The sequence below is a fragment of the Kitasatospora sp. NPDC058190 genome, from assembly GCF_042883685.1.
Lineage (GTDB): Bacteria > Actinomycetota > Actinomycetes > Streptomycetales > Streptomycetaceae > Kitasatospora.
Genome location: NZ_JBHVVI010000061.1, coordinates 1 through 12,996 on the forward strand (window position 1 = coordinate 1; position 12,996 = coordinate 12,996).

General features: G+C 73.8%; 14 protein-coding genes. 8 read left to right on the plus strand and 6 right to left on the minus strand.

What is annotated here, in order from left to right; all coding sequences use genetic code 11:
- Positions 1–228: hypothetical protein (locus tag ACFVWU_RS25800; protein WP_387625235.1), on the minus strand; the 228-nt coding region annotated here is incomplete at its 3' end.
- Between the two features lie 192 nt (positions 229–420).
- Between ACFVWU_RS25800 and ACFVWU_RS25805 the strand changes: the two genes are divergently transcribed.
- The 5 genes from ACFVWU_RS25805 (at position 421) to ACFVWU_RS25825 (ending at position 4,360) form a co-directional block, all read left to right on the plus strand.
- Positions 421–1,191: a hypothetical protein gene (locus ACFVWU_RS25805; protein ID WP_387625237.1), complete on the plus strand. Its 771-nt coding sequence runs from the start codon at positions 421–423 to the stop codon at positions 1,189–1,191.
- Positions 1,192–1,322: 131 nt separating this feature from the next.
- On the plus strand, positions 1,323–1,892 hold the full coding sequence (gene yidD / locus ACFVWU_RS25810; protein WP_387625239.1) for a membrane protein insertion efficiency factor YidD: 570 nt from the start codon (positions 1,323–1,325) through the stop codon (positions 1,890–1,892).
- A 274-nt stretch (positions 1,893–2,166) separates the two neighbouring features.
- Positions 2,167–2,838 (plus strand): class I SAM-dependent methyltransferase, encoded by a 672-nt coding sequence (locus ACFVWU_RS25815; protein ID WP_387625241.1) that lies wholly within the window; start codon positions 2,167–2,169, stop codon positions 2,836–2,838.
- Entirely contained in the window at positions 2,835–3,491 is a 657-nt protein-coding gene (locus ACFVWU_RS25820) for a hypothetical protein (RefSeq protein ID WP_387625243.1), read from the plus strand. Before ACFVWU_RS25815 ends, ACFVWU_RS25820 begins: the two co-directional genes overlap by 4 nt.
- Before the next feature lie 281 nt (positions 3,492–3,772).
- On the plus strand, positions 3,773–4,360 hold the full coding sequence (locus tag ACFVWU_RS25825) for a TerD family protein (protein WP_387625245.1): 588 nt from the start codon (positions 3,773–3,775) through the stop codon (positions 4,358–4,360).
- Positions 4,361–4,442: 82 nt separating this feature from the next.
- Here the strand turns inward: ACFVWU_RS25825 and ACFVWU_RS25830 are convergent, their stop codons facing one another.
- Positions 4,443–6,095, minus strand: a complete 1,653-nt coding sequence (locus tag ACFVWU_RS25830; protein WP_387625247.1) for an ABC transporter permease — start codon at positions 6,093–6,095, stop codon at positions 4,443–4,445.
- Entirely contained in the window at positions 6,092–7,018 is a 927-nt protein-coding gene (locus tag ACFVWU_RS25835) for an ABC transporter ATP-binding protein (RefSeq protein ID WP_387625249.1), read from the minus strand. Before ACFVWU_RS25835 ends, ACFVWU_RS25830 begins: the two co-directional genes overlap by 4 nt.
- 72 nt (positions 7,019–7,090) lie before the next feature.
- On the opposite strand from ACFVWU_RS25835, the gene ACFVWU_RS25840 reads away from it, so the two are divergent.
- On the plus strand, positions 7,091–7,612 hold the full coding sequence (locus ACFVWU_RS25840; RefSeq protein ID WP_387625251.1) for a GbsR/MarR family transcriptional regulator: 522 nt from the start codon (positions 7,091–7,093) through the stop codon (positions 7,610–7,612).
- A gap of 147 nt (positions 7,613–7,759) precedes the next feature.
- Here the strand turns inward: ACFVWU_RS25840 and ACFVWU_RS25845 are convergent, their stop codons facing one another.
- Positions 7,760–9,229, minus strand: coding sequence for a lytic transglycosylase domain-containing protein (locus ACFVWU_RS25845; RefSeq protein ID WP_387625253.1), 1,470 nt, complete (start codon positions 9,227–9,229; stop codon positions 7,760–7,762).
- A 550-nt stretch (positions 9,230–9,779) separates the two neighbouring features.
- On the opposite strand from ACFVWU_RS25845, the gene ACFVWU_RS25850 reads away from it, so the two are divergent.
- Positions 9,780–10,166, plus strand: a complete 387-nt coding sequence (locus ACFVWU_RS25850) for a hypothetical protein (RefSeq protein ID WP_387625255.1) — start codon at positions 9,780–9,782, stop codon at positions 10,164–10,166.
- A gap of 66 nt (positions 10,167–10,232) precedes the next feature.
- A complete protein-coding gene (locus ACFVWU_RS25855; protein WP_387625257.1) occupies positions 10,233–10,589 on the plus strand; it encodes a hypothetical protein in 357 nt (118 codons plus the stop codon).
- Between the two features lie 12 nt (positions 10,590–10,601).
- Here ACFVWU_RS25855 and ACFVWU_RS25860 read toward each other — a convergent pair whose 3' ends face one another.
- Both ACFVWU_RS25860 and ACFVWU_RS25865 read right to left on the minus strand, forming a co-directional pair.
- Positions 10,602–12,140 carry an alpha/beta hydrolase gene (locus ACFVWU_RS25860; RefSeq protein ID WP_387625259.1) on the minus strand — a complete coding sequence of 513 codons (1,539 nt, stop codon included), beginning with the start codon at positions 12,138–12,140 and terminating at the stop codon, positions 10,602–10,604.
- A 171-nt stretch (positions 12,141–12,311) separates the two neighbouring features.
- A complete protein-coding gene (locus ACFVWU_RS25865; protein ID WP_387625261.1) occupies positions 12,312–12,950 on the minus strand; it encodes an NAD(P)-dependent oxidoreductase in 639 nt (212 codons plus the stop codon).
- Positions 12,951–12,996: the final 46 nt, after the last annotated feature.

Genomic DNA, 12,996 nt, shown 5'->3' on the forward strand with positions numbered 1-12,996 from the left:
GCCCCCGCCGGCGCCCGCGCCCGCCGCACCTGCGCCTGCCGCGCCCGCCCCCCAGGCGCCCCCGCCCGCCGTGGTGCCCAGCCCCGCGGCGCCGAGCCCGGCGCGCCCGAGTCCGCTGGGGCCGACCCCCTCGGCGCAGCCGGTGTTCCACGTCCGGCCGGCCCCGCCGCAGCCTGTCGCGCAGAACCACCACACCGCCCCGGCGACCACCACGATGTTGCTGGTCACCGTTCCCGCTGTGCTGGCGGCGGCGGCCCTGCGGCCGGGTCGTGGCAACCGGGGCGGCGGTCGCTCCGGGTCCTGACGGCGCCCGCCCGCAAGACCCCCGGGCGCGGGGCCCGCGACCCCGTGGTCGCCGCCGGGCCCGAGTCCCCGAGTATCCCGTTCACGTCACAAGCCAAGCCAGAGAAGGGAGTTCCCATGTCCGAGTGGGTGGCGCTGGTCATCGCCATGGCGGCGGCCTGTGCCGTCGTGGTGGCGGTGGTGCTGCTGAGGCACCGTCGGGTGGGCACCGAGAAGAAGGTCGACGAGACGCCCGACGTCATCGAGTACATCACGATGATGATCGGCGTGGTCTACGCGATCGTCCTCGGTCTCGCCATCGCGGGTGTCTGGGAGGCGCGCGGCGCCGCCCAGGACGACCTGTTCCGAGAGGCGCAGTCGCTGCGGGAGGTGAGCGACCGGGCGGTGGTCTACCCGGCCGAGTTCCGTGACCAGGTCCGGGCCGACGTGGACGGCTACGTCACGTACGTGGTCGACGTCGAGTGGGACTACATGGCCAAGCACGGTGAGATCACGGACAAGGGCACCGAGTTGCTGGAGAAGCTCCAGAACGACGTGGCCACCCGGTCGCCGGCCTCGGACCTGGAGTCCCAGGCCTACCAGCCGATCATGGACCGGATCAGCCAGGCCTCCGACGCCCGCAACCAGCGCGGCCAGAACGCCGGACCGGGCATGCCGGGCGTGGTCTGGTTCGGGCTGATCGGCGGCGCCGTGGTGACCATCGGCATGCTGTTCGCGCTGCAGATCCGGCGCACGCCGAGGGAGTTGATCCTCGCGGCCTGCTTCAGCGCGCTGATCGCCTTCCTGTTGTTCATGATCTGGGACTTCGACGATCCGTTCGCCAGAAGCGTCTCGGTCACCACGCAGCCGTTCGTGGACCTCTTCCCCTCGCTCAACCTCAAGAGCTGACCCAGGGTTCGGAAGCCCTCCGACCTCCGGAAATCCGGGCAGGTGATCATCGGATAACCTTGCCCGGATTGTCGGGGGTCGGCCCTCGGCCGAGGGATCGAGGGGAACCACAAGCAGTGTCCTATCCGCCGATGCCGGATCCCGGTGGCCAGTTCCCGTGGTCGCCGGACGCCGCTCCCGTCCCGCCGCCCCGCCCGGAGCGCGCCTGGTGGTGGCTGCCCGAGTCGGAGCGGCTGCGGCGGAAGAAGCAGCGCAAGGAGTGGGAGGCCTACCAGGCGTACCAGCGGCGCAATCGCAAGGACGAGGACGGCGGCAAGCGCACGCGCGACGACGACTGCCTGGACTGCTGCGGCGACGGCTGCTGCGACATCGCCGACCCCTGCCTGATCGCGCTCATCCCGGTGATGATGGCCTCCGGTGTCCGCTTCGCCCTCACCGGGGCGCGCGGGCGCCGTAAGGTCGACCCGTCCGCGCCGGCTCCGCGCGGATTCGCGGCCGGGGTGATGTACGGCGCGGTGCGCTACTACCGCACCGAGGTCAGCCCCCGGCGCCCGGCCTGCTGCCCGTACACGCCGTCCTGCTCGACCTACGCGGTGCAGGCGCTGCACCGGCACGGCGCGCTGCGCGGGGCCCGGCTGACGGTCGGGCGGCTGCTGCGCTGCCGCCCGGGCCGGGGCGGGGCGGACCCGGTGCCGCGCTGATCCTCCGGGCGCGGCGGGCAGCCCGCTGCTTCGAGTGGGGCGAGTGGCCCGCGTGGAATCCACGCGGGCCACTCGTGTTCTGACGGTATGTCAGCACGGGCCAGCGTCCATCGCGTTGGGTATGGTGCCGCGCCGGGGGTGGCCTGGCGATCGTGACGTCGGTCAGGTGGCGACCTCGTCAAGGGTGTCCACCCGCTGGACCGCCCCGGGCCGCGCGGGGCGGCGGACCGGTAGGTTGACCGGTACCGAGCAGGCCGCCGAACGGAGGAGCGCCATGGACAGCCAGGGCTGGGACGCCCGCTATGCCGCGAGCGAACTCGTGTGGGGCGCGGCGCCCAACCAGTGGGTGGTCCGCGAACTGACGGGGCACACCCCCGGTCACGCCCTGGACCTGGCCGCCGGCGAGGGCCGCAACGCCATCTGGCTGGCCGTCCAGGGCTGGGAGGTCACCGGCCTCGACTTCTCCGCCGTCGCCCTGGAGCGCGCCGAACGGCTCACCGCCGACCTGCCCGACGAGGTCGCCGACCGCCTCACCTGGCGCCACGGCGACGCCCGCACGTTTGACTCGCCCGCCGCCGGCTACGACCTCGTCCTGGTCGCCTATCTCCAGCTGCCCGCCGAGGACCGCCGGGCCGCGCTGCGCCGCGCCGCCGACGCGCTCGCCCCCGGCGGCACCCTGCTGGTCGTCGGACACGACCTGAGCAACCTCACCGAGGGCGTCGGGGGCCCGCAGGACCCGGCGGTGCTCTTCACCCCGGACGACGTCCTCGCCGACCTCGCCGAGTACGGCCTGCGCACCGTGCGCGCCGAGCGCGTCCACCGGACGGTCGGTACCGAGCCCGGCCACAAGGGCGGTGGTACGGGCGCCGGTTCGGGCGGCGGTTCGGGCGGCGGTACGGGCGTGGCGATCGACGCACTGGTGCGGCTGGAGCGGGGTGCCGAGTGACGATCACGACCTCCCGTCGCACGCTGCTCACCGGCCTGGCCGTGGCCGCCCCGCTGGTCCTGGCGGGCTGCTCCTCCGGCAAGAAGGACAAGGCCGACAGGACCGGCCCGGTGGCCAAGGCCAGTGACCCGGGCGGCGCGGCCTTCGTGATGATCATCCGGCACGGCGAGAAGCCGGACGGCAACCAGCCGGGCCTGGACGAGAACGGCAAGCACGACGGCAAGTCGCTCACCCAGCGCGGCTGGGACCGCGCCAAAGCGCTGCCCACCCTGTTCGCCCCGCCCGCGGCCGGCCTGCGCACCCCGGCCCGGATCTACGCCGCCACCGACCAGGGCCCGATGGCCGGGGCGCACCGGATGCGTCAGACCGTCACACCCCTGGCCGCCAAGCTCAGGCTGACCGTGGACACCACGTACGCCGAGTCCCAGGAGTCCGAGCTGGCCGGTGCCGCGCTCGCCGGGACCCAGCCGGTGCTGATCTGCTGGGAGCACTCCCGGATCCCCCGGATCGTCGAGGCGCTCGGCGCGTCCGGCAGCGGCGTGCCGGGCACCTGGCCGGACCGGTTCGACCTGGTCTGGGTGTTCTCCCGGCCGGCCGGTGGGGCCTGGACCTTCCAGGAGGTGCACCAGCACCTGCTGGACGGCGACGCCTGATCCAACGGGAACGGAGCGCGTCCGGAGGGGGCGGCCGTCCTTCCGGTTCGGGCCGCCTCGGAGCCGACCCTGGAGGGGTGCGCCGCCCGCCCGTCCGGTCCCTGTTCGCGGCTTTGCCGGACCTCCGGCGGCGGATCCCTCAGTGTGCGGAGCACCGCCGGAAGTGAGGCACGGGGGACTGCTGGGTAGGGGTCCTCGAAGTACGCCGTCCGATGATCATAGGTTTCCCTGCGGTGCGATAGATTCGCGGCACGGACGGCGGCAGGAACGAGGAGGGCACGATGACCGTTTCGCTGGCCAAGGGGCAGAAGATCAGCCTGGAGAAGCCGGGCGGTGGGCAGTTGAGCCTGGTCCGGATGGGCCTGGGCTGGAAGGCCGTGCAGCGCAAGGGCTTCCTGGCCAAGCTGCTCTCCGCCGGGCAGGAGATCGACCTGGACGCCTCGGCGGTGCTGTTCTCCCGGGGGCGGGCGCTGGACGTGGTCTTCTTCCAGCACCTCACCAGCAACGACGGCTCGGTCCGGCACAGCGGGGACAACCTGGTCGGCGGCGCCGGCGACGCGACCGACGACGAGTCGATCACGGTCGACCTCACCGGAATCGCGGCCGAGGTCGACCAGATCGTCTTCACCGTCAACTCCTTCACCGGGCAGACCTTCCAGGAGGTCGAGGCGGCCTTCTGCCGCCTGGTGGACGAGACGACCGGCGTCGAGCTGGCCCGCTACACGCTCACCGGCGGCGGCCCGTACACCGCGCAGATCATGGCCAAGGTGCAGCGCACGCCGGGCGGTTGGCAGATGATCGCGATCGGGCAGCCGGCCAACGGGCGGACCTTCCAGGACCTGATGCCGGAGCTGGCCAAGCACTTGTGAACCGGTCGGGTTCCAGCGCCCGGGCGCGTCCTGCGGGTCCGGTCGGCTCCGGCAAGGATCCGCAGGACACGCCCCGGGGGTGTCACTCGAGGTCCCGGCGCCGGAATCCGGCCAGGGCCAGGGCGATCAGCGCGGCCGCGACCAGGGTGAGCGCGGCGAGCGGCGTCCAGTCCATCGCGGCGGCCGGCAGCCGGGGCACCCGGCCGAACGGGGAGAGCCCGTCCAGGCCGGGGGGCAGCTTCAGCAGCGGGCCCAGGTAGCCGATCACGAACGCGTAGGCGGGGACGATCCAGGCCAGCGGCGTCGCCCGGGGCAGCCAGCCGTAGACGGCGGCGGCGAAACCCACCGTCACCCACAGGGCGGGCGCGAAGGCCAGCGCCGCGCCGGTCAGCCGCAGGAACACGCCCGCGTCGCCGGTGGACAGCGCACCGGCCAGGCCGAATCCGACGCCCGCGGCGAGCATCACGGCGGTGGAGCCCAGCAGGGCCGCCGCCAGGTGTCCGCCCAGCCAGCCAGAGCGCGACACCCCGGTGGCCAGCACCGGCACGGCCCGACCGGCGCTCTCCTCGGCGCGCGGGCGCAGCGTCGCGAGGACCGCGTAGACGCCGCCGACCACCGCGACGACCAGCATCGTCAGCGCGGCGAAGGAGTCGGCGAGCGTGTGGCCGCCGAGCCGGGCCAGCGCCTCCCGGATCTGGTCGACGTCCTTGAGCATCGAGTCGGCGTTGCCGAGCAGCGAGCCGTACATCGCGCCGAGCAGCAGCAGGGCGACCGCGAAGCCGCCGATCAGGCCGCGGTGCAGCCGCAGCGCCAGGCCGAGGGAGGTGCCGAGGAGCGGGCTGCCGGTGGCCGGGCCGGGGCGGGTGGCGCGCAGTCCGGCGCCGAAGTCGCGGCGGGTGCTCAGCAGGAACCCGGCCGCCGCGGTGGCGACGGTCAGCGCGAGCGCGGGCAACAGCGGCCACCAGCGGTCGTCGACGAAGGGATAGGTGCGCTGCAGCCAGCCGATCGGGGAGGCCCAGGAGAGCCCGTTCTCCGCGGCGTCCCCGGCAGCGCGCAGCGCGTAGGTGGCGCCGAGGACGGCGAGGGCCAGCCCGGAGGCGGTCCGGGGGTGCGCGGTGACCTGGACGGTGACGGCGGCCACCGCGGCGAACAGCAGCCCGCCGACGGCGGTCGCGGCGCCGTAGAGCAGAGCGCCGCCGGTGGTCAGACCGGGGATGCCGAGGCCGGGCAGGCCGACGGCGAGCAGCAGTGCGAGCGCGAGGTCGGCGACGGCGGCGGTGGCCAGCGCCGCCGCGAGCTGGGCGTGTCGGCCGACGGCGGCGGAGCGGACCAGTTCGGCGCGGCCGCTCTCCTCCTCGGCCCGGGTGTGCCGGGTGACGGTCAGGACGCTCATCAGGCCGGCGAGGACGGCCAGCAGACCGAGCAACCGGTGGCTGAGCATCGCGCCCCAGGTGTAGTCGGCCAGGTAGTGCGCCGGGCCGGACATGGCGAGCAGGGCCGGGTTGTCCGAGCCGTGCGCGATCGAGGCGCGGTCGGCGGCGGTCGGGTAGACGGTTTGGACGCTGTTGGCGGAGGCGATGACGAACAGCCCGAGGCCGAGCACCCAGGCGGGCAGTCGAGCCCGGTCGCGGCGCAGGGCGAAGCGCAGCAGGACGACGGTGCCGGTCAGGGTGGCGCCCTCCTCGGCGCGGCCCGGTTCGGTGCGGCGGGCGGTGGGCGCGGCGGTGGTGGTCACTGCACGGCCTCGCCGTCGGGGCGGTGCCCGTTGGCGGCCAGCTCGTCGCCGTAGTGGCGCAGCATCAACTCCTCCAGCGTGGGCGGGTGGCTGACCAGGCTGCGCAGCCCGGCCTCGCTCAGCTTCCGTACGGCGGCGTCGAGTCGGGCGCCGTCCACGGCGAAGTGGACGCGCAGTCCGTCGGTGCGCAGGGCGTGCACGCCGTCCAGGGCGTCCAGCCCGGTGACCGGGCGGCTGGTCTCGGCCTCGACGGTGGTGCGGGTGAGGTGGCGCAGTTCGTCGAGCGTGCCGGTCTGCACCACCCGGCCGTGCCGGATGATGCTGACCCGGTCGCCCAGCTTCTCCACCTCGTCCAGGATGTGGCTGGAGAGCAGGACGGTCCGGCCCTGCTCCTTGGCCTGGCGGACGACGTCCTGGAAGACCACCTCCATCAGAGGGTCCAGGCCCGAGGTCGGCTCGTCCAGCAGCAGGAGCTCGGCGTCGGAGGCCAGCGCGGCGACGATGGCGACCTTCTGCCGGTTGCCCTTGGAGTAGCTGCGGCCCTTCTTGGTCGGGTCGAGGGCGAAGCGCTCGATCAGCTCGTCCCGGCGGCGCCGGTCGAGCCGGCCGCGCAGCCGGGAGAGCAGGTCGATGGCCTGCCCGCCGGTGAGGTTGGGCCAGAGCTCGACGTCGCCGGGGACGTAGGCGAGGCGGCGGTGCAACTCGACGGCGTCGCTCCACGGATCCTTGCCGAGCAGCCGGGCGCTGCCGCTGTCCGCTCGCAGCAGGCCGAGCAGGACCCGGATGGTGGTGGACTTTCCGGCGCCGTTGGGTCCCAGGAAGCCGTGGACCTCGCCGGTCTCGACGGTCAGGTCGAGGCCGTCCAGCGCGGTGGTCCGGCCGAAGGCCTTGCGCAGGCCGGACAGGGTGATGGCCTTGGTCATGATGCTGAAGGTACCGTAGTTTCAGAAAAACGTGAATATTGGGAAGGCGTTAAAGTTCGACCAGGGGGACGGATGATCACTGGAAAGGGGGCGGCCGTGGAACGGCAGCCGGAGCAGGGGCGCGACGAGCGGGCCGTGCCGGACTTCGTCGAGCGCTTCGCGGCCGAGCTGGTGGTCGCGGGCATGGGCCGGATGCCCTCGCGGATCTTCTCCTGCCTGATGGCCGAGGAGAGCGGCGTGCTGACCTCCGCCGAGCTCTCCGAGCGGCTGCAGATCAGCCCGGCCGCAGTCTCAGGCGCGATGCGCTACCTCAGCCAGGTCGGCCTGGTCGCCAAGGAGCGCGAGCCGGGCTCGCGACGGGACCGTTACCGGGTGCTCAACGACGTCTGGTTCGAGTCGCTGACCCGGCGGGACGAGATCCTGCTGCGCTGGATCCGGGTGCTGAAGGAGGGTGAGGTGACCCTCGGCACGGGCACGGTGGCGGGGGAACGGCTGGCGGAGAGCGCGGCCTTCTTCGAGTTCATGATCGACGAGCTGCACGGCATGCTCGGCCGCTGGCGCGAGCACCGGGCGGGGCTGGCGGCGGAGGAGTAGGGGCGGCCTGGCGGGCCGGGAAACAGCTCAGCGGGAAGCGGCGCGGCGGGAAGCGGCTCGGCGGGAAACAGTGCGGCGAAACGGCGCGGCGGCAGGACGGCTGTTGGGCCGTCCTGCCGCCGGGGGTGCTCCGAGAGGCTGTGGCTCCTACTTGGTCGGGGTCGCCGAGGGCGAGAGCGAGGCACTCGGCGTGCTGCTCGGCCCGGCGGACGGGGTGGTGCTGGGGGTGCCGCTCGGCGTGGGCGCCGGGCAGCCGGGGGCGGTGGGGGAGCCGGACGGGGTGCCCGTCGGGGTGCCGGTCGGCGTACCCGTGGGGGTCGCCGTCGGGGAGGGGGTGCCGGTCGGCGTGGCGGTGCCGGTGGGCGTCGCGGTCGCCGTCGGGCTCGGGCAGGACGTGGGCGTGCCCGTCGGGGTGCCGGTCGGCGTACCCGTGGGGGTCGCCGTCGGGGACGGGGTGCCGGTCGGCGGCGTGGCCGAGGGGCTCGCGGAGGGCGACGGCGAGCCGGTGGGGGTCGGGGTGGTGGTCGGCTGCGGGGCCGTCGTCTGAGTGGGCGTCGGTGTCGGCGTCACCGCCGGCGTGGTCGGCTGCGGCCCGGGGGCGGGCGTGGTCGGCTGGGCGCTCGGAGTCGGGGTCGGGGTCGGGCTCGTGGTGCCGGAGCCGGTGGTCCCGGTGGTGCTGCCGCCCGTGCCGAACGGCGGGAGGTACGGCGTGGGCAGCGTGCCCGGCACGGTCGAGGTGCCGGGGAGGTCCGGGACGCTGGTCACCAGGCCGCTGCCGTAGTGGGCCATCCAGTTGCGGACCGTCCGCAGGTACTCCGTGGAGTTGTTGTAGCTGAGGATCGCCCGGTCGAGCTGGGCCGGGTCGGAGAGGTCGCGGCCGCCCGCGCACAGGTAGCGGGCTGCGGTCTCGGCGGCGTCGAAGATGTTGTTAGGGTCGGCCTTGCCCTTGCCGGTGGTGTCCACGCCCCAGGAGGCCCAGGTGGACGGGATGAACTGCATCGGGCCGACGGCGCGGTCCCAGCGCGGGTCGCCGTCGTAGCGGCCGCCGTCGGTGTCGGGTATCGCGGCGAAGCCGTTGCCGTCCAGCACCGGGCCGAGGATCGGGGTCAGGGTGGTGCCCGAGGCGTCCACCTGGCCGCCGTTGGCCTGGCCGGACTCGACCTGGCCGATCCCCGCCAGCAGCTGCCAGGGCAGGTGGCAGCCGGGCGTGCGCTGGGCGAGCGAGGCCTCCGCCTGCTTGTAGGCGGCGAAGACGGTGGCGGGCAGCGAGGCCCCGGCGGCCGCGAACGGACCGGCCGAGGGCAGGCCGGGCAGCGTGCCGGGGGGCTGGGGCAGTTGGACGGTGCCGCCGCCGTCGGCCGGGCGGCCGGCGCCGGGGGTGTCGACCGTGGGGCCGCCGAACGGCGAGGTCGGGGTGCCGGAAGCATCGGCGCCCTGCGCGGTGGTGCTGCCCTGCGCCGGGTTGGTGTCGGCGGCTGCGACCGGGGCGAGCCCGAGGCCCGACACCTGAGAGCCGGTCAGCGCGGCCAGTGCGGCGAGCGTCGCCGCCGTCCCCGTGACCCGCTTGCCGAGCCGTACCTTCTGCCCGCCCTGAGCGCTGCCGAACCTTGCCGCCATCAGTTGCCCCTCCCCATCGCCGTCCGGACCATCCCGGAACGGTTGAGCCCTCGTCATCGTGCCCGCCCGCCGCTCGGCGGCAGCCGCCGCCGCGACGATTAGTATCACGACGATCTGACAGGGACAGGATGGCCGGGAGGCGACCCGGCGCCCTCCGCGGGGCGAACGCGGCACTTCAGCGGGGGTCCGGCGAGTCCGAACCGCTGGTCCGGACGCCGCCGCACACCCGATCTGCCCTACTGCTAAGGGGAGTTGGCCGCGAGACCAACAGCTGGGGCCCGGCGCCCCGGCGCCCGGGGCGGCGGTTCGAAGTGCGGGGGTGGTGCGTGGGCGTCGCGTCGGGCTCCCCGGCGGCGCCCGTGGTCGACCGCTCTGACCTGCCAGGATGTCCGGCGCCGGCCCCGGGTGCCCCTAGCAGGGCGGGCCGGTCGACACCAGGGGGCCTCCCCAACTCGGCCCTGGAAGGATGACGTTCAGATGAAAGTGGGCATGCCAGGAAAACCCGTCCGGCATGCTGTGCCGCGTGACCATGTGGATGGAGGCCGAAACCGTGAGCGCGAACCTGCCGGAGACCGTCGCTGAAGGAACGGTTGTCCTGCCGGCACCCCCCAGGGTGGTGGACGACCTGGCCCGTGACCTGACCCAGGCCGCCGCCGCCGTCCGGGCGGTGTCACGGTCCGGCCGTTCCACCGGCGGGGACGTCGCGGTCGCCGCCTACACCGCGGTGGTGTGCACCGGCCGTTCGGCCGCCCGTGCGCTGGAGGAGGCGGCCGCCTGGTGCCGACAGGCCCCGGACGCCGAGGTCCACTCGCTGGCCTGGGCCCGGGTGCCGGGGCACCGGGAGGGCGTCCACGAGTACCGGGTCACCATGGCCGTCAGCTTCCCTGACGACGAGACCGGCGAGCACCCCGGCGACACCCATCACGCCTGCCGCTGAGTCCCGCGGCGTTCTGCGGGCGGCCGGAGGGCTGAGGCCCAGGTCTTGAGGTCGTATCATCGGCCCATGGGTGACGGGGGCATGAACGACATGGTCGACGGTGGCGCAGCGGCAGAATCGGCCTACGGCACCGCGGAGGGCGTCACTTCGACGGCCGAGACCGCCGCGGCCGACGGCGGTCCGCGCGAGCTGTCGCGGGCCGCCGCCGTCGGGGCCACCGTGCTGGCCGTCCTGTGTGGCTGCGCGGTGATGCTGGCCATGTTCCACTGGCTGGGCTGGAGCGTGCCCGGTGTGGGCTGGATCGTCGCCAAGGCCGGGATCAAGCTGGCCGTCGGCGGCTTCGCCGGGCTGGCGGTGGCCGCCGCCTGGATCCGGACCAAGCTGAGTTCACGTTCCGGCAGTTCCGGGACTTCCGGGAGTTGACCGATCGGCGGCTCAACCCGCCTGCGGCGACGGGCAGGTGAGATCGTGCTCGGGCGCCTTGCCGTCCAGCAGGTAGCGCTCGACCGTGTCGGTGACGCAGGGATCGGAACCCGGGTACTGGCCGTGGTTGCCGTTCCCCGTCACGGTGACCAGCTTCGATCCGCTCAGCGCGCGGTGGGCGCCGAGCGCCGCCTCGTAGTACGTCGCCGGGTCGTGCAGCGAGTTGAGCATCAGCACCGGGGGCAGATGGGCGCCGGTGACCTTGACCTTCGGTGCCGGGTCCGTCGGCCAGGCCGCGCAGACCGAGCTGAAGGCGAGCGTACGGGCGCCGAGCAGCGGGTAGCGGGCGGTGTTCTGCGCACCGCGCTCGATCCAGGTGTCCATGTCCTTGGTCCACGGGGTGTCGCCGCACGTCACCGAGAAGTACTCGGCGAGGAACTCCGGGCTGAGGTACTGGCCGAACAGCTGGCGGGCCGTCTGCTTGGCGGCCGGATCGGCGCCCGGCCAGTCGTCCAGGGCGGTCAGGGCCCGGGCGAGGGCCGGGAAGGCCTTGTCGCTGTAGATCGCGCTGATCGTGCCGTTGTCCAGCTGGTTGGGGCCGAGCGTCAACGACCCGTCGGTGATGGGCTGGTCGTGCAGGGCGGCGCGGCGCTGCTCCCAGTGCGCCTTGACCTCCTCCGGGGTCGAGCCCCAGTGGTACGTGGCGTCCCGGGCCGCCATCCAGGGCAGGAAGTCCTCCTCGAAGCGCCGTTGGAAGCTCATCGGCTGGCCCAGCTCGAACTGCTCCCAGGTGCCCTCGAAGCCGATGTTGCTGTCCAGCACCATCCGCTCGACCCGGTGGGGGAAGAGCGTGCCGTAGTAGGCGCCGATCATGGTGGCGTAGGAGGCGCCGTAGTAGCTGATCTGCGTCTCGCCGAGCAGGGAGCGGAACAGGTCCATGTCGTGGACGGTCTGCTCGGTGGTCAGGTAGGGCAGCAGATCGCCGCTGTGCTCCTCGCAACCGGCGACCAGCTTCCGCGAGTTGGCGATGACCCGGTCGATCGCCTCGGGGGACTGGTCCCGGTAGTCCCCGGCCAGGAACTCCTGGAACTCCTCCGGACTCTGACACTGGGCATGGGTGCTCCGGCCGACACCGCGCTGGTCGAAGCTGACGATGTCGTAGGCGGCGGCGACCGCGGGGGCGCCCTGGGCGAGGTCCATCGGCCGCAGCAGGCCCTGCCCGCCGGGGCCGCCCGCGGCCTCCATCAGCGTTCCCTTCCGCTTCGTCGGGTCGGCGACGCGGTGCCGGGAGACGGCGATGGTCAGGTCGGCCCCGACGCCGGGGTGGTGCCAGTCGCGCGGGACGGCCATGGTGGCGCAGTCGAGCGCCGGCTGCCCCTCGCAGGGCTGCCAGTTGAGGATCTGGTGGGCGTAGCGGGCGGGCGCGGGCTCGGCGTCGCCCGGGTTGCGGCCGGAGTCGGCGTCGGCGGTGGCGGGCAGGGCGAGCGAGGCCAGGACCGCGGTGGCGACGACGGCGGCCGCGCGACGGGTGCGGGATGCGGTGGTGTTCACGGGAACGATCCTGTCCCACACCGCTTCTGACGGGCGATGATGCTGGACACCATCTTTGGGGTGGTGCTGGGTACACCCGTCTTCCTGGAGGGACGTACCCAGCGGTCGACGCCTCGGCGGCCGGTTCCCGAACGGTCGGCGTCCGTGTCCGGCGTCCCGGTGTCCGGGGTCTCAGTAGCCGACGGTGAAGCGGGCGCGCCGGTGGGCCGGGTTCTCCGCCTCGTCGAGCAGCGCGATGGCGAGGTCCTCCATGGAGATGGCCGACTCGCCCTCGGCGTCGACCAGCAGCTCGTCCAGGCCGAGCCGGAAGCGGCCGGTGCGCACACCCGGTTCGAGCAGGGCGGCCGGGCTCAGGTACGTCCAGTCGACCTTTTCGTCCGCGCGGTAGAGGTCCAGCTGCTCGTTGCAGGCCAGGGCGATCGGCCGGATCTCGTCGGGGAAGCCGGGGGACTCCACCAGGAGGGTGCCGTCGCTGCCCGGGACGGTCAGGCTGCCCGCGCCGCCGACCGCGATCAGCCGCACGCCGGTACCGGCCAGGCCGTCCAGCAGGCCCCGGGTGGCGGCCATCAGCTCGTGCTCGCTGCCGGGCGCGGGGCGGGTGGCGGTGACCACCAGGTCCTGCCCGGCGGCGATCCGGGAGACGTCTCCCGGGTCGCGGGCGTCACCGACGGCGAGGGCGACGGTGGACGGCAGGCCGTGCGACTTGGCCGGGTCCCGTACGACGGCGGTGACCTCGTGGCCGCGGGCGAGTGCCTCGGCCACGACGCGGCTGCCGACGTTGCCGGTGGCGCCGAACACGGTGATACGCATGAAGGTTTCTCCTTGGATGGAACTACCGGGTTTTCGGGGGTGCGGG

Bases quoted from the DNA above. Each gene is read 5' to 3' on its own strand.
- ACFVWU_RS25855 (WP_387625257.1), top strand. From the start codon at position 10,233: ATGGGTGACGGGGGCATGAACGACATGGTCGACGGTGGCGCAGCGGCA.
- ACFVWU_RS25825 (WP_387625245.1), top strand. From the start codon at position 3,773: ATGACCGTTTCGCTGGCCAAGGGGCAGAAGATCAGCCTGGAGAAGCCG.
- ACFVWU_RS25865 (WP_387625261.1), bottom strand. From the start codon at position 12,950: ATGCGTATCACCGTGTTCGGCGCCACCGGCAACGTCGGCAGCCGCGTC.
- ACFVWU_RS25845 (WP_387625253.1), bottom strand. From the start codon at position 9,229: ATGGCGGCAAGGTTCGGCAGCGCTCAGGGCGGGCAGAAGGTACGGCTC.
- ACFVWU_RS25815 (WP_387625241.1), top strand. From the start codon at position 2,167: ATGGACAGCCAGGGCTGGGACGCCCGCTATGCCGCGAGCGAACTCGTG.
- ACFVWU_RS25835 (WP_387625249.1), bottom strand. From the start codon at position 7,018: ATGACCAAGGCCATCACCCTGTCCGGCCTGCGCAAGGCCTTCGGCCGG.
- ACFVWU_RS25840 (WP_387625251.1), top strand. From the start codon at position 7,091: ATGATCACTGGAAAGGGGGCGGCCGTGGAACGGCAGCCGGAGCAGGGG.
- ACFVWU_RS25805 (WP_387625237.1), top strand. From the start codon at position 421: ATGTCCGAGTGGGTGGCGCTGGTCATCGCCATGGCGGCGGCCTGTGCC.
- yidD (WP_387625239.1), top strand. From the start codon at position 1,323: ATGCCGGATCCCGGTGGCCAGTTCCCGTGGTCGCCGGACGCCGCTCCC.